Source organism: Luteimonas pelagia (assembly GCF_054776035.1).
In genome coordinates, this window is the sequence record NZ_BAAHCG010000001.1 from 701,405 (window position 1) to 719,317 (window position 17,913).

Annotated in this window: 18 protein-coding genes; 11 read left to right on the forward strand and 7 right to left on the reverse strand. The window is 72.4% G+C overall.

Going from position 1 to position 17,913, the window contains the following annotated elements; translation table 11 throughout:
* Nucleotides 1–19: 19 nt before the first annotated feature.
* Entirely contained in the window at nt 20–868 is an 849-nt protein-coding gene (locus ACYU7H_RS03280) for a hypothetical protein (protein ID WP_460812459.1), read from the forward strand.
* On the opposite strand, the gene ACYU7H_RS03285 is transcribed toward ACYU7H_RS03280, so the two are convergent.
* Nucleotides 816–2,105: a sensor histidine kinase gene (locus ACYU7H_RS03285; RefSeq protein WP_460812461.1), complete on the reverse strand. Its 1,290-nt coding sequence runs from the start codon at nt 2,103–2,105 to the stop codon at nt 816–818. The genes ACYU7H_RS03280 and ACYU7H_RS03285 overlap by 53 nt on opposite strands.
* Nucleotides 2,106–2,248: 143 nt before the next feature.
* On the opposite strand from ACYU7H_RS03285, the gene ACYU7H_RS03290 reads away from it, so the two are divergent.
* The 3 genes from ACYU7H_RS03290 to ACYU7H_RS03300 are packed head-to-tail and all read left to right on the forward strand — an operon-like array spanning nt 2,249 to nt 4,093.
* Nucleotides 2,249–2,944 carry a YceI family protein gene (locus tag ACYU7H_RS03290; protein WP_460812463.1) on the forward strand — a complete coding sequence of 232 codons (696 nt, stop codon included), beginning with the start codon at nt 2,249–2,251 and terminating at the stop codon, nt 2,942–2,944.
* Entirely contained in the window at nt 2,941–3,525 is a 585-nt protein-coding gene (locus ACYU7H_RS03295; RefSeq protein WP_460812464.1) for a cytochrome b, read from the forward strand. Before ACYU7H_RS03290 ends, ACYU7H_RS03295 begins: the two co-directional genes overlap by 4 nt.
* 4 nt (nt 3,526–3,529) lie before the next feature.
* Entirely contained in the window at nt 3,530–4,093 is a 564-nt protein-coding gene (locus ACYU7H_RS03300; RefSeq protein ID WP_460813048.1) for a YceI family protein, read from the forward strand.
* Here ACYU7H_RS03300 and ACYU7H_RS03305 read toward each other — a convergent pair.
* A complete protein-coding gene (locus ACYU7H_RS03305; RefSeq protein ID WP_460812466.1) occupies nt 4,090–4,320 on the reverse strand; it encodes a glutaredoxin family protein in 231 nt (76 codons plus the stop codon). The genes ACYU7H_RS03300 and ACYU7H_RS03305 overlap by 4 nt on opposite strands.
* 85 nt (nt 4,321–4,405) lie before the next feature.
* Here ACYU7H_RS03305 and ACYU7H_RS03310 point away from each other — a divergent pair, with 85 nt between their 5' ends.
* Genes ACYU7H_RS03310 through ACYU7H_RS03320 form a run of 3 tightly spaced genes read left to right on the forward strand, consistent with a single transcriptional unit; the run spans nt 4,406 to nt 7,889 of the window.
* Entirely contained in the window at nt 4,406–5,803 is a 1,398-nt protein-coding gene (locus ACYU7H_RS03310; protein ID WP_460812467.1) for an L-serine ammonia-lyase, read from the forward strand.
* 59 nt (nt 5,804–5,862) lie between these two features.
* Nucleotides 5,863–6,996 (forward strand): NHL repeat-containing protein, encoded by a 1,134-nt coding sequence (locus ACYU7H_RS03315; protein ID WP_460812468.1) that lies wholly within the window; start codon nt 5,863–5,865, stop codon nt 6,994–6,996.
* Nucleotides 6,984–7,889: a peptidoglycan DD-metalloendopeptidase family protein gene (locus ACYU7H_RS03320; protein WP_460812470.1), complete on the forward strand. Its 906-nt coding sequence runs from the start codon at nt 6,984–6,986 to the stop codon at nt 7,887–7,889. Before ACYU7H_RS03315 ends, ACYU7H_RS03320 begins: the two co-directional genes overlap by 13 nt.
* 5 nt (nt 7,890–7,894) lie before the next feature.
* Here the strand turns inward: ACYU7H_RS03320 and ACYU7H_RS03325 are convergent, their stop codons facing one another.
* Complete coding sequence (locus tag ACYU7H_RS03325; protein WP_460812471.1) at nt 7,895–9,001, reverse strand: HDOD domain-containing protein; 1,107 nt, start codon at nt 8,999–9,001, stop codon at nt 7,895–7,897.
* A gap of 149 nt (nt 9,002–9,150) precedes the next feature.
* On the opposite strand from ACYU7H_RS03325, the gene ACYU7H_RS03330 reads away from it, so the two are divergent.
* A complete protein-coding gene (locus ACYU7H_RS03330) occupies nt 9,151–10,755 on the forward strand; it encodes a peptide chain release factor 3 (RefSeq protein ID WP_460812473.1) in 1,605 nt (534 codons plus the stop codon).
* Nucleotides 10,756–10,779: 24 nt separating this feature from the next.
* Here ACYU7H_RS03330 and ACYU7H_RS03335 read toward each other — a convergent pair whose 3' ends face one another.
* The 3 genes from ACYU7H_RS03335 to mtgA are packed head-to-tail and all read right to left on the reverse strand — an operon-like array spanning nt 10,780 to nt 13,031.
* Nucleotides 10,780–11,208, reverse strand: coding sequence for a CBS domain-containing protein (locus ACYU7H_RS03335; protein WP_460812474.1), 429 nt, complete (start codon nt 11,206–11,208; stop codon nt 10,780–10,782).
* Nucleotides 11,168–12,232, reverse strand: a complete 1,065-nt coding sequence (locus tag ACYU7H_RS03340; protein WP_460812476.1) for a glycosyltransferase family 2 protein — start codon at nt 12,230–12,232, stop codon at nt 11,168–11,170. Before ACYU7H_RS03340 ends, ACYU7H_RS03335 begins: the two co-directional genes overlap by 41 nt.
* A 49-nt stretch (nt 12,233–12,281) precedes the next feature.
* Nucleotides 12,282–13,031: a monofunctional biosynthetic peptidoglycan transglycosylase gene (mtgA, locus tag ACYU7H_RS03345; RefSeq protein ID WP_460812478.1), complete on the reverse strand. Its 750-nt coding sequence runs from the start codon at nt 13,029–13,031 to the stop codon at nt 12,282–12,284.
* A gap of 68 nt (nt 13,032–13,099) precedes the next feature.
* On the opposite strand from mtgA, the gene hslO reads away from it, so the two are divergent.
* From hslO to ACYU7H_RS03360, 3 genes are all read left to right on the forward strand, one after another.
* A complete protein-coding gene (gene hslO / locus ACYU7H_RS03350) occupies nt 13,100–14,023 on the forward strand; it encodes an Hsp33 family molecular chaperone HslO (protein ID WP_460812479.1) in 924 nt (307 codons plus the stop codon).
* Nucleotides 14,024–14,140: 117 nt separating this feature from the next.
* Nucleotides 14,141–14,905, forward strand: a complete 765-nt coding sequence (locus tag ACYU7H_RS03355; RefSeq protein WP_460812481.1) for an XOO1806 family protein — start codon at nt 14,141–14,143, stop codon at nt 14,903–14,905.
* A gap of 136 nt (nt 14,906–15,041) precedes the next feature.
* Complete coding sequence (locus tag ACYU7H_RS03360; RefSeq protein WP_460812483.1) at nt 15,042–16,814, forward strand: tetratricopeptide repeat-containing sulfotransferase family protein; 1,773 nt, start codon at nt 15,042–15,044, stop codon at nt 16,812–16,814.
* Here the strand turns inward: ACYU7H_RS03360 and ACYU7H_RS03365 are convergent.
* Nucleotides 16,807–17,823, reverse strand: coding sequence for a class I SAM-dependent methyltransferase (locus ACYU7H_RS03365; protein ID WP_460812484.1), 1,017 nt, complete (start codon nt 17,821–17,823; stop codon nt 16,807–16,809). The two genes, ACYU7H_RS03360 and ACYU7H_RS03365, sit on opposite strands and share 8 nt — an antisense overlap.
* Nucleotides 17,824–17,913 lie beyond the last annotated feature (90 nt).

The following is a 17,913-nucleotide window of genomic DNA, read 5'->3' on the forward strand; positions in this document are numbered from 1 at the left end:
CGCGTCCAACATCGGCGCCATGCGTGTGTCCCGCGCCAGTCCCGCCAAGTTCCTGATCGCCGCCGCCCTCGTGGCGGCATGTTGCGTGCCCGGGCTGCGTTCGGCGCCGGCGGTCGACCACTGGCAGGTACGGACGACGGGCACGGGCGACACGCGTCGCGTGGAGAGCATCAGCGTCATCAACACCGGCGGTTCGGATCGCGACGGCGCGCTGGCCGCGACACCGTTCGCCCGGCGCATGCGCGGGCACGCTTCCGTGTCGATCCGGGCCGACGGCGCCGCGCGCGCCTCGCTGCCCGCCGACCCGCGGCATGTCGATCGCGAACTCGATCGCGCCGTCGACTGGCTTGCGCGCTTGGCGCCGGATGGCCACGCCCCGGCACGCATCGTGCTCACCCTCGTGGGGGACGGCCACCGTCTTTCGCAGCGCCGCGTCCACGCAGGTGCCGGCGCGACCACCATCGACATCGCCGCGCCCCTGGATCCGGCGGCGGGTACCGCGCCGTCGGCGCAACTGGGCCGCGCGCTCGCCACGGCCCTGCACGAAGCCAGCCACGCCACCGCGGGCGCCCTCACGCCCGCGCTCTCGCGGGACGACGACGAGTACCGCGCCGCGCTCGTGGAATCCTGCTACCTGGTCGAGACGTTGCGGCCGGGTGACCGGCTCCGGTTGCCGGAGCCCCCCGCCGCGGGCGGCGACGAGGACTGGACCGCGGCCGCCAGCCGCGCGGCCTCGGCCCGGGTGGTGGCCGATCTCGCGCGCGCGGGCGGCGGTCGCGAAATCGCCTGGAACGACCGGACCGCCCTGCTCGGCATCACCCTGCTTTGCCGGACACGGTTGCCCGCGACCCGCGCCGCCACGGGCTGAATCCCGCGCGGACCGGCGCATCCGCGTCGGACGCGGGGGTGGCGAGCGGCAGTTCGACGACGAAGCACGAGCCGCGACCGGGCGTGCTTTCGACCCGGATGGCGCCCCCCATGGCCTCGACGAGTTCGCGGCTGATCGCCAGCCCGAGCCCCTTGCCGCGACGGTCGCCTGCCTCGCCTTTCCCGACCTGCACGAAGCGGGTGAACAGGCGCGCGCGCTGGGCCGCGTCCACGCCCGGTCCCGTGTCCGATACCCGGAGGCAGATGCCCCCGCCCCCCAGCCTGCCCACGTGCAGCACCACGCCCCCGCGCACGGTGAACTTCAGGGCATTGGACACGAGGTTGATCACGACCTGGCGCAGCCGCACCGGATCGCCGAGCACGGCGTGTGGCGCCGCGTCGGCGACCTCGCAGCGGAAGCGCAGGCCCTTGCGTTCGGCGAGCGGCGCGGCCTGGCGTGCGATGTCGTCGACGAGCGCCCGCAGGTCGACGTCCTCCGTCGCGATCGCCAGCCGGCCCTCCTCGATGCCGGCGACGTCGATGGCGTCGTCGAGCAGCGCCAATAGGTGGCCGCCCGCGCGCAGGATCGACTCGACGTAGCGGCGTTGACGGGCGTCGAGCGGCGTCTCCATCAGCAGTTCCGACATGCCGAGCATGCCGGTCATCGGGGTCCGGACCTCGTGGCCGAGGGTGGCGAGGAACCTGGACTTCGCGCGCGAGGCGTTCTCCGCCTGCACGCGCCGCGCGTCGATCCTGCGCAGGCGCGCGCGGCGGCGCACCGAGCGACGGATGCGCCAGCACGCCACGACCACAAGCAGCGCCACCAGGCACGCCGCCGCGGCACGCACGTTCGACATGCCCCACGCCATCCGGTGCAGCGCGTAGTCGCCCTCCTCGCCCACGGCGAACCACAGCCGGTCCTCGGCGTCGACGAACACGGCCTCGACGGGCCAGGTGTCGCGGTCGGCCAGCGGCGCGGGAAGGTCGGGCATCCCGGGGAGTTCGGGCGTCGCGGCCCCGGACGAGCCCCGGAATCCCGACAGGGGGACGAGCCCTTCCACCGGCCGTGCCGGAATGGCCCCGCGGAATGCGTCGCCGCCCGGAAGCGCGCGCTCCACGACCTGGCGGAGGACCTCCCCGACGTCGAGCCGGCCGGACGATGCGGCGGTCGCATCGGACACGAAACACGCGGCGGCGAGCGCGCCGGCGAACCAGCATCCCTTCCGATCGATCGGCATCCGTTCCCACTCCCGGCCAAGGACCCTGCGCCGTCCAGGCGCGGGCGCGATGGTGGCAACCGCTCGACATGAACGCAAGTCGGCGCGTCGGCGCCGGCCATTCCACGGACATAGAATCGATCCGTCCCGCGAGGAGCACCTGCATGGCCCCGTCGAACACAGCGCGCTCCGCGAGCCGCCTTCGGGCGCGGATCGCCGCGGCGCTCGTCCTGCTCACCGGCGCGTCGGCACCCTGCCTCGCCGAGCCGGCGCGCTACACGCTCGACCCGGTGCATACGCGGGTGCTCGCCGTCATCGAACACGGCGGCTATTCGATGGCGATGGGCACCGTGTCGGGAAGCGAGGGCACGCTCGTTTTCGATCCGGACGACTGGCGCCAGTCGCGGATCGAAGCCAGCGTGCCGTTGTCGCGCCTGGATTTCGGCGACGCGGGCTGGAACGCCGCGGTCGGCCGGATGCTCGGAACCGACGTGCATCCCTTCGCGCGGTTCGTGGCCGGCCCCGGCGGCGCCACGGTGGACGCGGCCGGGGCGCGCCGCCTGTGCGGCGAGCTCACGCTCCACGGCGTGACCCGCCCGCTGTGCATGGACGTCCAGGCGAACCGGGTCGCGCGCCATTCGGTGCCGCCGTTCCGCCTCGTCGCCGGCTTCTCGGCCACCGCGTCCCTGCGGCGCAGCGACTTCGGCATCGTCGACTGGCCACGGATGGTCGGCGACGAGGTGGCGTTGCGGATCGAGGTCGAGGCACGCCACGCGGGACCGGCGCCGGACGGCGACACGGTGGCGCCCGACGGTGATGCGGCGCAGGATGGCCCGGTCGACGGGGAGACGCCGGGATGACGCTGCGCAACGTGGAACGCTGGGGACCGGTCAGCCAGGTCCTGCACTGGACGATCGCCCTGCTGGTGGTCGTGCTGGCGATCGTGGGGCTCAGCCTCGATTCGCTCCCGCGTTCGCCCGATTCGCTGTGGGTCTACGACCTGCACAAGTCCACCGGGCTCACGGTGCTCGGCCTCGCCGTCGTCCGGCTGGCCTGGCGCCTGTATGCCGGCGCCCCCGCGCCGGTGCCCGGCGTGCCACGCATCGAGCGCATCGGAGCGACCACGGCGCATGCCCTGCTGTACGTGTTGATCTTCGCGATGCCGCTGTCGGGCTGGCTGATGGACTCGGCCTCCGGCCTGCGTCCACTCGAATGGTTCGGCCTGTTCCGGGTGCCGAAGCTGGCCTCCCCGGACGAGGCGCTGGCCGACGACGCGCACGACCTGCACGAAACGCTGTTCCTGGTGCTGCTCGGCGTCGTGGCGCTCCACGTGCTGGCCGCGTTCTACCACCACCTGTTCCGCGGCGACGCGACGCTGGCCCGGATGCTGCCGCGCGGCTGGCTGCGCGGGGCCGACCCGCGCGAGGCCGATCGTGGCTGAACGCATCGCGCGGCGCGTCGTGTCGCGGGGCGCGGTCCTGCTCCTGCTCTGCGCGCCGGCGGCGCAGGCGGCCGACTACCTGCAGGCGCCGGGGTCCACGCTCGCGTTCGCGGGTGAATACGAGGGCGAGGTGTTCACCGGCCGGTTCCCCGGCTTCCGCACGACGCTGAGCTTCGATCCGGCCGCGCCCGCGGAGGCGCGCCTCGCGGTCACCATCCCGCTGGCCGGCGTCGACACCGACAGCCGCGACCGGGACGACACCCTGCGCGGACGCGACTTCTTCGATGCCGCGCGCTTTCCGGAAGCGCGCTACGAGGCCGCGGGCGTCCAGGCGCTTGGCGGGGGCCGGTACCGCGCCGACGGCACGCTGACACTGCGCGGGGTGTCACTGCCCGTGCCGCTCGAATTCACGTGGTCCGCGGGGCCGCGCCCCGTCCTCCAGGGCCGGGCGACGGTGTCGCGGCTGGCGTTCGGCATCGGTGGCGGGGACTGGGCCGACACGGGCGTCCTCCCCGACGCGATCGCGGTCAGCACGCGCGTCGTGTTCGCACCGGCGCGGCCCGACTAGCCGTCCCCTCCGAGCCAGGCCTGCACGCGCGCCACGTCGAACGGCCACGCCAGCTCCCTGCCGGGTCCGTCCGACAGCACCGGCACGCGCATCCCGTAACGCGCCTCCAGCGCCGCGTCGCCGTCGATGAACACGCTTTCGAAGTCCGGCACGCGCGCGGCGGCCAGCACCTCCAGCGCGAGGTCGCACAGGTGGCAGTCGTCGCGCTGGTAGAGGCGCAGGGACATGGCGGGGCGGTGGGGCGTCGCGCGGCGGGCGCATAGAATAGGCGCATGGCGCCGGATCCCCGGCACCCACCGGACGACGCAACGCATGGCCGTCAGTACCTTCGACCTGTTCAAGATCGGCATCGGGCCCAGCTCCTCGCACACCGTGGGGCCGATGCGGGCGGCTGCCCGCTTCGCCGGCAAGTGGCTGGACGAGGCCGGGCGGCTGGCGGACGTTGCGCGCGTGCGGGCGGAGGTCTTCGGGTCGCTGGCGCTCACCGGTCGCGGCCACGGCACCGACAAGGCGGTGCTGATGGGACTGGAGGGCCACTGGCCCGACGAGATCGACCCGGACCTCATTCCCGGCGCGCTGGAGCGGATCCGCGGCAGCGGCCGCATCCGCCTGCTCGGCCGCCACGAGATCGCCTTCGACGAGAAGCGCGACCTGGTGATGAACAAGCGGCAGAAGCTGCCCTACCACACCAACGGCATGCGCTTCACCGCGTACGACGCCGACGGCAACGAGATCGCAAGCCGCGACTACTACTCGGTGGGCGGCGGGTTCGTGGTCAACCAGGACGAGGCCGCCGAGGACCGCATCGTCGCCGACACGACCGCGGTCCCCTACCCGTTCGACTCGGGCGACCAGCTGATCGAGACCTGCAAGCGCGAGGGCATCACGATCGCGGACCTGATGTACGCGAACGAGCAGTGCTGGCGGACGCGCGAGGAGATCGACGCGGGGCTCGACCGGATCTGGGCCGCCATGCAGTCGTGCGTGGAGCGCGGCATCCGCTCGCCGGGCACGCTGCCGGGCGGCCTCCACGTCGCCCGGCGCGCGCCGGCGCTGCATGCGGAACTCGAGGCCCGGCCGGAGGCCGCCGCCGAAGACCCGCTGACCACGCTCGACTGGGTCAACCTGTTCGCGCTGGCGGTGAACGAGGAGAACGCGGCCGGCGGCCGCGTGGTGACCGCGCCGACCAATGGCGCGGCCGGCATCATCCCCGCCGTCCTCCACTACTACGAGCGGTTCTGCGCGCACGGCGCGGACGACGCCGCGCGGCGCCAGGGCATCCGCGATTTCCTGCTGACCGCGGCCGCGATCGGCATCCTCTACAAGGAGAACGCGTCGATCTCGGGCGCGGAGGTCGGCTGCCAGGGCGAGGTCGGCGTGGCCTGCTCGATGGCCGCCGGCGGGCTCACCGCCGCGCTGGGCGGCGACCCGGACCGCGTGGAGAACGCCGCCGAGATCGGCATGGAGCACAACCTCGGGCTGACCTGCGACCCGATCGGCGGGCTGGTGCAGATCCCCTGCATCGAGCGCAACGCCATGGGCTCGGTCAAGGCGATCAACGCCTCGCGCATGGCGATGCGGGGCGACGGCAAGCACAAGGTCAGCCTGGACAAGGTGATCAAGACGATGCGGGACACGGGCCGCGACATGCGCGACAAGTACAAGGAAACGTCGCGGGGCGGGCTGGCCGTGAACGTCATCGAATGCTGAGCCCGGCGACCGGGCCGCGGCCGCTGCCACTCGCACGCACGATTCCGCATACTCCACCGATGCACGCCAGGCCCCTCCGAGCCACCACCGCCACCGTCCTCGCCGCCCTGATCGCCGCCGGATGCGCGACGCGTCCCGTGGCGGAATCCGGCGCACCCCCCGATGCCTCCGCACCCGGCGCCGCCACCGCCGCGCGGGATTCGGTCGCGCTGCCGGAGCGCTTCGTGTCCGGCGACACGCCGGGGGAACTGGACTCGCTCGCGACCTGGCCGACGCCCGAGGGCGGCCTGTGGGTGATCGCCACGGCCAAGGGATCGCACGAACTGGTGGTCTTCGACGGCGGCACCGGCGCGCGGCTGCGGACGGTCGGCCGGCGCGGCGAGGCACCGGGCGAGTTCATCCGGCCCAATGGCATCGCGGTCCACGGCGACCTGGCCCTGGTGGTCGAGCGCGACGGCCATCGCGTGCAGGCCTTCCGCCTGCCCGGCTTCGAACCCGCCGGCATCTTCGGTGCGGACGAGCTGCGCAGCCCGTACGGGATCTGGCTGCACGAGACCGGTCCCGGCGAACTGGAAGTCTTCGTCACCGACAGCTTCATGTACGGCGAGGCCTACGACGTCGTGCCGGGGGCGGACGAACTCGACGAGCGCGTGCGCCGCTTCGAGGTGGTGGACGACGGCGCCGGCCCCGTGCGCGCGCGCCTGCTCGGCAGCTTCGGCGACACCGGCGCCGGCGCGCTGCGCAAGGTCGAATCCATCGCCGGCGATCCCGCGCACCGGCGCCTGCTCATCGCCGACGAATTCACCCCGGGCGGTTCGACGCTGCGCGACTACGGCTTCGATGGCCGTTACGCCGGGCGCAGCCTGCCGAGCGACAGCTTCGCGGCCGAAGCCGAGGGCGTCGCGCTGTGGACCTGCGACGGAGGGGACCCGGACGTTGGGTACTGGGTCGCCGTCGACCAGATCTCGCCGCTGACGACCTTCCACCTGTTCGAGCGCGACGGCCTCGCGCTAGTCGCGAGCTTCACCGGCGAAGCCACGTCCTGGACCGACGGCATCGCGTTGCACGCCGCGGCGACGCCCGCCTTCCCGGCCGGCGCCCTCTATGCGGTCCACGCGGACAAGGCCGTCGCCGCCTTCGACCTCGCGGACGTGGCCCGCACGCTCGGGCTCGCGCCGGAGTGCGCGCTCTAGCCCGCCTCGCGCTGCTGGCGTGCGCCGCCGCCGTGGCGGCGCCCGCCGTCGCGGCTGGCGTCTACCGCTGGAAGGACAGGGACGGCGTGACCCACTACGGCGACCGCCCGCCCGCGGGCGCCACGCCGATGGACATCAGGGTCATTCCGGTGCGCGCCGAGGCCGGCGCGATCGCGCGCCTGCGCGTGGACCGGGAGGGTGCCCTCTACGCGGCGTGGGCCGACAACGCGCTCGCCGGACCGGTCGAGGTGATGCTGCATTTCAGCGAGCGGCAGAACGTCGCGGGCGCGCCGGAGCTCCCCGCGCGTGCCACGGTCCCCGCGCGCGGCTCCGCGCTCGTGTCGCGACTGGGCCTCGTGGACCCCATGCGCGACGGCGGGTTCGAACTGCGCCTGGACGTGGTGCCGGGCGACCCGCGGGCCGCGCCGGTGGACGTCGAGTACGGCATGCCGCTCGCCCTGCCGACCGCGCGGATCCACCAGGGGTTCGGCGGCGAGTTCAGCCACAACGACGCCCAGAACCGGCATGCCGTCGATTTCGACGCACCCGTCGGCACGCCGGTGCTGGCCGCGCGCGAGGGCGTGGTCATGCAGGTGGAGTCCGGGTTCGATGGCGCGGGACTCGACCGGGACGCGTACGCCGGCCGGGCGAACTTCGTCCGCGTGCTGCACGCCGACGGCACGATGGCGCTGTACGCGCACCTCAAGGAAGGCGGCGTCATGGTGCGCGTGGGCCAGGCGGTGCGCGCCGGCCAGCAGATCGGGCTGTCGGGCAATACCGGGTTCACCACCGGCCCGCATCTGCACTTCGTGGTGCAGGTCAACCGCGGGATGCGCCTGGTCTCGATTCCGTTCCGCTTCGAAGCCGACGCGCGGCAGACCCGCCTGCGCTAGCCCCGTCAGGCGGCTTCGGCGAGGGCATCCTCGGCCAGCGCCCGCCAGCGCGGCAGGCGGTCATGGACGCCGGCCGCCTTGAGGTACTCCTCGTCGAGCGGCGTGCCACCGACCAGCGCCGACGCCACGTGCACCGCACCGGCCACCCAGAACCCCGACATGCGGAGACGGCCCGGCGCGTGGTGGCTCGCCACCGCCTCCACGATCGGCATCGGCACGCCCCACAGCCCGAGCAGGTAGGCGCCGGCCTCGGCGTAATGCGGCGCGGCGGGATCCGCGCCCTTCGATCCGTCGCCCGGCGCCGCTTCGATGCCCGGCAGCAGCAGGCCGATCTCGCACAGCAGGCCCGCGGTGGCGGCGAGTTCCGCGCTGGGCCCGGCGAGGATCTGGCCGGCCAGGCGCGACGTGAGCATCGCGCGCGCCTGCATCGCCTCGCGGTCCACCCCGCCGGCGCGCTGCTTGGAGAACACCTCGGCCGCCAGCACCAGGCGCTTGATCGCCTGGAACCCGAGCCGGACGACCGCGGAGCGGATATCGGTGACGACGCGCCCGGCGGAGAAGTACGCCGAATTGCACAGGCGCAGGACCTTCGCCACCGTGGCCGGGTCCTGGCTCAGCAGTTCGGCCACGTCGGCCGTGTCCGTGTCGCGGTCCTGCAGCAGCTGGCACAGGTCGATGTACAGGTGCGGCGGCGTGGGCAGCGACTCGACCCCGCCGATGGCCTGTTTCAGGTGAGGGCTGTCGAGCAGCTCGCGCAGTTCCACGACGCTTTCGACCGCCTCGATCAGTTCGCCCGGCTCCAGTGGCCGACGCAGGAGCCGATGGGCGCTCTCCAGGCCCTGCTGGGCGTCGCCGTCGGCGTCGCCGTCCAGCAGCAGGATCCGGACCGCGCCGGGGCAGAGCTCGCGCATGCGCGCCAGCAGGCCCGCGCCGGGCATGTCGTTGGCGGCCGAGCCGGCGACCACGACGTCCACCGCGCGGTCCGCGGGCACGGCGAGCGCCGCCGTCGCGTCATCGCACCAGGCGACCTCCCACTCGAGGTCGAAGTCCCGGAGCGCCTGCTCGAAATCGGCGCGCGCCGCGCCCTTCTCTCCTGCGATGACGATATACACCCGGGCTCCCTGTGCTGGCTGGACGCAGCCGTTAACGGCCGTGGCGGACGGGACTTGAGGCCGGGCAGCCCGTCCCGGCATCGGCGCCGCGGGCCGGTATAATCGCGCCCCTCCCCGCACCGCCCCCGCGCCGCCCGCGCGCCTTCGCCATGTCCGACGTCGCCCGCGAGGCCGCGCGCCGCCGCACCTTCGCCATCATTTCCCATCCCGACGCGGGCAAGACCACGCTGACGGAAAAGCTGCTGCTGTTCGGCGGCGCGATCCAGATGGCCGGCAGCGTCAAGGGCCGCAAGGCGGCGCGCCACGCGACGTCCGACTGGATGGCGCTGGAGAAGGAGCGCGGCATTTCGGTGACCTCCTCGGTGATGCAGTTCCCGTACGGCGGGCGCATCGTCAACCTGCTCGACACGCCCGGCCACGCCGACTTCGGCGAGGACACCTACCGCGTGCTGACGGCCGTGGATTCGGCGCTGATGGTCATCGACGTGGCCAAGGGCGTCGAGGAGCGCACCATCAAGCTGATGGAGGTCTGCCGGCTGCGCGACACGCCGATCATGACCTTCATCAACAAGCTCGACCGCGAGGGACGCGAACCCATCGAGCTGCTGGACGAGGTCGAGTCCGTGCTCGGCATCCAGTGCGCGCCCGTGACCTGGCCCATCGGCATGGGCAAGCGGCTGAAGGGCGTCGTGCACCTGGTCAGCGGCGAGGTCCACCTGTACGAACAGGGCCGGAACTTCACCCGCCAGGATTCGACCATCTTCCCGTCGATCGACGACCCGGGCGTCGCCGCGGCGATCGGCGCGGACATGCTGGCCGAACTTCGGGACGAGCTGGAGCTCGTCCAGGGCGCGAGCCACCCGTTCGACAAGGACGCCTACCTGCGCGGCGAACAGACGCCGGTGTTCTTCGGCTCGGCCGTCAACAACTTCGGCGTGCAGCCGCTGCTCGACTTCTTCGTCGCGCACGCGCCTTCGCCGCAGCCGCATGAGACGGCGACCCGCGAGGTCGCGCCCCAGGAACCCGCGCTGTCCGGCTTCGTGTTCAAGATCCAGGCCAACATGGATCCGCAGCATCGTGATCGCGTGGCATTCATGCGCGTGTGCTCGGGCCGGTTCACCGCCGGCATGAAGGCCTTCCACGTGCGCACCGGCAAGGACGTGAAGCTGGCCAACGCATTGACGTTCATGGCCTCGGACCGCGAGATCGCGCAGGACGCCTGGCCGGGCGACGTCATCGGCATACACAACCACGGCACGATCTCCATCGGCGACAGCTTCAGCGAGGGCGAGGCGCTGCACTTCACCGGCATCCCCAACTTCGCGCCGGAACTGTTCCGCCGCGCGCGCCTGCGCGACCCGCTCAAGCTCAAGCAGCTGCAGAAGGGCCTGGCGCAGCTGTCGGAGGAAGGCGCGACGCAGTTCTTCCGGCCGATGATGAGCAACGACCTGATCCTGGGCGCTGTCGGCATGCTGCAGTTCGACGTGGTCGCCTACCGGCTCAAGGACGAGTACGGCGTGGAGGCGTCGTTCGAGCCGGTGCAGGTCGCGACGGCCCGTTGGGTGAAAGGCGGCGATGCGCGCAAGCGGGAGGAGTTCCGGGACAAGAACGCGATGAACCTCGCGCTCGATGCCGCGGGGCAGCTCGTCTACCTGGCGCCCACCCGGGTCAACCTGCAGCTGGCGCAGGAGCGCTGGCCCGACCTGCGCTTCGAGGCCACGCGCGAGCATGCCCAGGCACTGATGGACGCCTGAGGCCGCCCGGCGCGGCCATCCGGCTCAGCTCGCGATGTAGCGCTGGAGCTGCTCGATCTCGACCTGCTGGTCCTCGATCACGGCCTTGACCAGGTCGCCGATCGAGACCACGCCGACGACGGCGTCGCCCTCGCACACCGGCAGGTGGCGGATGCGCCGCTCGGTCACCAGCTGCATGCAGCGCGCATCGCTGTCCTCCGGCGCGACGCGGATGACGTCCGGGGTCATGATGTCGCGCACCGGCGTGTCCGCGGACGAGCGCCCTTCGAGCGCCACCTTGCGGGCGTAGTCCCGCTCCGAAACGACGCCGACCAGGCGTCCGCCCTCCATCACCATGACGGCGCCGATGCCCCGCTCGGCCATGAGGCGCAATGCGTCGATCACCGGCGCGTCCGGCGCGATCGCGTGGACGTCAGGCCCCTTGGCCTCGAGCAGTTGGCGGACGGTGCGCATGGTCTTCTCCTCCGACGGCGTGGAGTGGCGCCTGGTGGGCGGGCTGGCCGGAGGATACCGCCGTCCCCGGCCGCCAGGCGTCGACGAGGTACAGCGGGCGCTGCTTGGCCTCCTCGTACAGCCGGCCGAGGTACTCGCCGATCAGCCCGAGGGCGACCAGTTGCACGCCGCCCAGGAACAGGATGACCGCCATCATCGTCGGCCAGCCCGCGACCGGGTCGCCCCAGAGCAGCGCCTTGACCACGATCCAGGTGCCGTAGGCGAACGCGAGCACCGCGGTCAGCACGCCCAGGTAGGTCGCCACGCGCAATGGCGCGGTGGTGAAGCTGGTGATGCCTTCCAGCGCGAAGTTCCACAGCCGCCAGAAATTGAACTTGCTCCGGCCCGCCGCGCGCGCGTCGCGCTGGTAGGCGATCGCGGTGCGCTCGTACCCCACCCAGCCGAACAGTCCCTTCATGAAGCGGTGCCGCTCGCGCAACTGTCGCAACGCAGCGAGGGCCCGCGGGGACAGCAGCCGGAAGTCGCCGGTATCGCGCGGGATCGGCGTCTTCGACAGGCGCCCGATCACGCGGTAGAAGGCGTGCGCGGTGGCGCGCTTGAGCCAGCCCTCGCCGTCCCGCTCGATCCGCGTGCCGTGGACGTCGTCGAAGCCTTCCCGCCACTTCTCGACGAACCGGGGGATCAGTTCCGGCGGATCCTGCCCGTCGGCGTCCAGGATGATCGCCGCGCCGGCATGCACGTGGTCCAGCCCCGCCGTCAGCGCGGCCTCCTTGCCGAAGTTGCGGCTCAGCCGCAGCACCGAGACGCGCGCATCCGCCGCGGCGAACGACTCGAGCAACGGCCACGTGCCGTCCGCGCTGCCGTCGTCGACGTACAACACGGTTCCCTCGAGCCCGAAATCGCGGCGGCACGCATCCAGCGCGGCGAGGATCCGCGGGTGCACCGCCGGCAGCACGGCCTCCTCGTCGAAGGCGGCGACCACGACCGTCAGGCGGTCGTCACTGGCGTGCGCGGGGCGGTCCATGCGGGGATGGTAGCGGTCGGCGCCCTCGCGGGCACGCGTGCCCGTGCGGTCAGTCCAGGCGCTCCAGGTAGCCCGGCCCGCCGATCTGCCGCATCTGCCGCTGGATCTGGGCCGTCCTGCGCCGGACGTAGGGGCCCGGGTTGGCCGCGCTGTAGCGCCGCGGGCTCGGCAGCACGGCCGCGAGGCGGGCCGCCTCCGACGGCGCGAGGCGCGCCGCGTCCTTGCCGAAATAGCGCCGGGCCGCGGCCTGGGCGCCATAGGTGCCATCGCCGAACTCCGCGACGTTGACGTACAGCTCGATGATCCGCGACTTGCTCCAGAACGTCTCGATCAGCAACGTGTACCAGGCTTCCAGCCCCTTGCGGAACCAGCCGCCACCACTCCACAGGAACAGGTTGCGCGCGACCTGCTGGGTGAGGGTGCTGGCGCCGCGCAGCCGGCCGCCCCGCCGGTGCGTTTCGCGTGCCTTGCGGATCTGTTCGAAGTCGAAGCCGCGGTGTTCCGCGAAGCGCTGGTCCTCCGCGGCGATCACCGCGAGCAGCAGGTGCGCCGATTGCGCGTCGAGGTCGCGCCACTCGTGGCGGAGCGCGAAATCCGGCTCGCGATCCACGGTGGCCTCGATCCAGCGCGCCGCCATGTAGGCGCTCGCGGGCGGGTCGATGAACTTCAGGGCCAGCACCTGCGCGACGCTGAGCACCATGAATGCCGCCACCACGAGGAGGGGCCAGCGCCACCAGCGCCCGCGCTTCGCGGGTCGGCCGGTCGAACGGTGACGGTGCTGCATGCCAGCTGGCCTCATACTGTGGATGTTTCCCGGGGCGCGGCATGGTATCGCGCCCGGCCACGCCTTCCCGCCGGACATACGCCTTGACGACAACCCCGCTTCCCACCGATGACCGCCTCACCCGCTTCGTGCTCGACGGCGCGGGCGTCCGTGGCGTGCACGTCCGGCTGGATGGTGCATGGAGGGAGATCGAGGCGCGGGCCGACCACCCGGTCGCCGTCACCGAACTGCTGGGCGAAGCGCTGGCCGCCGCCGCGCTGCTGACCGCGCACGCCAAGATCGAGGGCCGGCTGTCGCTGCAGTTGCGCGGCAGCGGTGCCATCCGGCTGCTGTTCGCCGAATGCACGGGGGAAGGCACGGTCCGCGGCATCGCGCAGGTGGACGGCGAACCGCCGGAAGGCGGCCTCACCCGCGACCTGAGGGAACTGGGCACCGGCGCAGTGCTGGCGATCACCATCGAGAATCCTGGCGCCCCGGGCCGGGACGCCAGGCGCTACCAGGGGCTGGTGCCCATGGAGTCCGACACCCTCGCCGGCGCGCTGGAGGACTATTTCCGGCAGTCCGAGCAACTGCCCACGCGCATCCTCCTGGCCGTGGACGGCGGGCGGGTGGCGGGGCTCCTGCTCCAGCGCATCCCGGGCGAAGGCGGCCATGGCGCGCCGGGCGACGCCGACGGCTGGGCCCGTGCCTCCGCGCTGATGGAGACCCTCGGCGAGGCCGAATTGCTCGAGGTTCCCGGCCTCGAGCTTCTCAGGCGGCTGTTCCACGAGGAGGAGGTCCGGTTGCCCCCGGCGCGCCCCCTGCAGTTCGGCTGCTCCTGTTCAAGGGCCCGGGTGGCGGAGGTCCTGGCCTCGCTGGGCCAGGAGGAGGCGCTGGCGGCCGCCGCCGACGGCGTGGCCGAGATCCGCTGCGAGTTCTGCGGCGAGCGCTACCATTTCGATGCCGATGCCATCGCCGGGCTGTTCCCCGCGGGGGTGGAGGGCGCGGCACCGGACCGCCTGCAGTAGCCGTCTTCACGCGGTCGGAACGACCCGGGATGGATTGTTAAAGAACCATAAATCGACTACCATCGGATGCCCGGAACAGGGGAACGATTCCGGCACTGAAGCGGTCCATCCCAAGCCATGTCCCTGACCCTCGCGCGCGCAGCGTTCGCCCTCGTCCTCGCCTTCGGCGCGGTGGCCGGCGCACGTGCGCAGGATGCCGCCGACGCGACCGCGTTGCCGATCTGGCACCAGGACCGCCTGCAGGGCTTCCTCCTCCTTGAGCCGCAGAAGAACGGCGAGGCGCGATGGCAGTTCGGTCGCACGCCGGCGTCTTCGCAGTCGTCCCTCGGACTGCTCTGCGACCGTGGCATCGGCAGCTCGCTCGTCAGCCTGTCGGACTGCAGCGTCGCCACGCTCGGCGCCGGCATCTCGCGCCCGTCGGGCCGGTTCGGCCTGTCCGTGGGCGAGTCGCTCTCGCGGCTGCCCGCGTGGATGACGCCGCGCGGCGACCGCGTCGAGCAGACCGACCTGACCGTCTTCGCCGAGCGCAACGTGGGCAGCGAGGGCGTCGTCTCGATCGGCGGCACGCTCGCGCGCGCGCGCATCGTGTCGCCCGGCGAGGTGCCGATGCTCGCCGACCGGTGGAGCAGCCGGACCCTCCGCGTGGGCGGCAGCATCGGCAATTTCGGCGCGAGCATCGTCGGCCGCGTCGTCGACGTGCCAGGCCAGCCGGAAGACTGGCAGGGCTATGGCGTCGGCCTGACGTGGCGCACGCCCTGGAGCGGCAAGCTCAGCGTCGGTGCCGACAACGTCGTCACGCGCGGGCGCAATCCTTTCTCGCCGCAGGCCAATGGCGAGGAAGAAGGCGCGATCCCGTACGTCAGGTACGAACAGGATCTCTGAGCGCTGACGCTGCCGTGGCAGCCTCGTGCCGGCACGGGCGCTCCGACGCGACGCCGCGCCAAAGGCAGCAACGCGCGGGCCGCCGGACTTGATCGCCAACCTTCGTGAGTTCCGTACGCACCCCTAGAATGCGGGGATGACGGATCCTGCCCACGCCCTGGAAATCGACGCGCGCATCCGCGAGGGCGAAGCCCTGCTTGCGCGTGGCGCGATCGTCGACGCTCGGCGCGTCGCGCAGGCGCTCCTGGATGCACATCCCCGGAGTGCGCGGGTGCATCGCCTCGTGGCCCGGGTCGCGCTGCGCCGTGGCGACGCGCCAGGTGCGCTGCAGGCGATGGCACGCGCGGTCGAACTCGCGCCCGACGAGGCGGACACCCGGCTGCAGTTCGGCAGCCTCCTGGCGCATGCAGGGCGGTTCGACCTCGCGGCAAGGCACCTGTCCGCGGCCGCCACACTCGAACCCGGGAACGCGCGCGCATGGCACCTGCTGGGCCTGGCCGAACATCGCCGGGGCGAGATCCCGCGCGCGCGGGAGGCACTGGCGCGCGCGTGCGACCTCGAAGGCGACGCGGGCGCGAGCCTGCCCGCCCTCGCGCGGCTCGAATTCGACCACGGGTTTCCCGCGGATGCCCTTCCCCTCTGGCAGCGCGTGCTGGCGCGCGCACCGAACGACGTCGACGCCCGGCTGAAGACCGGCGAGTGCCTGAGCCGCCTGGGTCGCCAAGCCGAGGCGGCCGGGCTCTTCCGCGTGGGGCTGGAGGCCGCGCCAGACGATCCGGGCCTGCAACTCGCACTCGGCCAGGCGCTCGAGGACGACGGTGATCGGCAGGGTGCGTCCGGGGCCTACGAAGCCGCATTGGACCGTCGACCGGGCTGGACCTATCCCCTCGCCTGCCTGCTCGGCCTGCAGCGGGGCGACGCGACGAGCCGATGGCTCGAGGAAGCCGCGCGCCAGCTCGATGGCGATCGGCTCGACGACCATGACCGTTCGATGCTGGGCTACGCGCTGGGCCGTGCCCTCGATGCGCGTGGCGCGCACGCCGATGCGATGCGGCGATGGCGGGATGCGAACCTGGCCCGCCAGCGAATGATCGGCCCCCCGGATCCGGAGCCCCTTCGCGCGCGCGTCGAGGCGACCATCCGGCACTTCGACGCATCCTCGTTCCGCGGAACGGCGACGGGATCGCACGACCCGCGGCCTGTCTTCATCGTGGGCATGCCCCGCAGTGGCACGACGCTCACCGAGCAGATCATTGCAAGGCACCCACGCGTCCACGGCGCGGGCGAATTGCCGGACATGGAGCTGGTCGCGCGGCGGCTCCCTCCCGACCCCGCGCACGTCGATCAACCCATGCTGGCCGCGGCGGCCTCGCGCTATCTCGAGGCGTTGACGCGGAGCGCGCCGCCGGACGTGGTGCGCATCGTCGACAAGGAGCCGTTGAATTTCCTGCAGCTCGGTTGGATCGCGCGGCTCTTCCCCCATGCGCGCGTCATCTGGTGCCGCCGCGACCCCCGGGACGTGGCCATCTCGATCTATGGCGAGAACTTCGCGCTCGACGAGACGCTCGCAACCGATTTCCGTGGGTTGGGTCGCTACATCAGCCTGCAGCATCGGCTGATGCGCCATTGGCAGGCCGTGCTGCCGCTGCCGATCGTCGAGTTCCGCTATGAAGCGCTGGTCGCCGAGCCCGAGGCGCGCACGCGCGCCCTCGTCGACTTCGCCGGGCTGGACTGGGATCCGGCCTGCCTGTCCTTCCACCGCAGCACGCGCGCGGTGCAGACCCCGAGCCGGTGGCAGGTCCGGGAACCCCTGCACGCCCGCTCGGTCGGGCGCTGGCGCCACTACCGGGACGACATCGCGCCGCTCCTGGAGGCACTGGACGACGACCTGTTGGCGGAACTCAACTGAGTTCCAGGCCATCCGCCGCTGGGCCAGCGGCGAATACCCACGCGAGCAGCCCCTCGGCCTGCGACACGGGCGAGGCGCGAACACGCCAGCCCGGGCGCAGGGCGCCGACTTCGGCCGCCAGGGCCTCGACCTGTGGCGCGTCCAGGGCGTGATCGAGCAGTTCGCCCGTCCGCAACGATGCAGCCAGCAGCGCGCGGCCGTGCTCCCGCAACGCCTCGATCGCCGCGGCGGGCCGGAGATCGCGCTTCGCCAGGAGCGCATGCACGGAATCGCGCGTGGCGTGCAGCTGGTCGGGCACGGCGCTTCCGGCGATCCGTCGATCGATGTCCCGCATTGCCATGTTGTAGGCGTGCCTGGCTGACTCCGCGCGCGGGTCGCCCGCCACCTGCTCGCCCGCTGCCGCGCGTGCGATCCACCCCACGACCGCCTCGGCGGATTCCAGCACGCCGCCGGGCGCCAGCAGCGCCTGCTGGTTGCGGAGTTCCTCGCGCGCGACGGTGGCCAGTACCGAGTCCGCGTGGTGCATCACCAGGTACAACGCGCCGTCGCTCGACAGCACGCGCAGCGCTTCATGCAATGCGGCCGACCGTGGCGCGTACTCGAACCCGAACTGGCTGAGCACCCAGTCGAAGGCGTCATCCGGGAACGGGAGGGCGCACATGTCGACGCCGGCGTGGAAGCGGATCGCGGCATGCCTTGCGGGGTCGTGCCAGGCGGGCCGCACGTTGGCGAGGTCGATGGCATCGATCTCGAGCTTCGCCTCACCGCCCCTGCGTTCCCAGAGCCGCCGGGGCAAGGCGCCATTGCCCGTCGCCAGGTCGAGGACGCGCGCGCCGGGCGCCAGATGGTCGGCGACTGCATCCCAGAGCGTACCGATGGCCCCGCCGTAGTTCCCGTCGAACGAACCCACGCACGAATGCAGTGCGCCGCTCGACCAGTACTGGTCCCATGCGGCGCGGCGTTGCCCCGTCGGCTTGCCGGGTACGGCTTCTTCCGGATCGATCTCCATGGCGGGCATTCTCCGCGATGGCCGCCATGCGCACAAAAAAAGAAGGGCCCCTTTCGGGGCCCTTCCTGGTGACGCAACAGCGGTTCGATG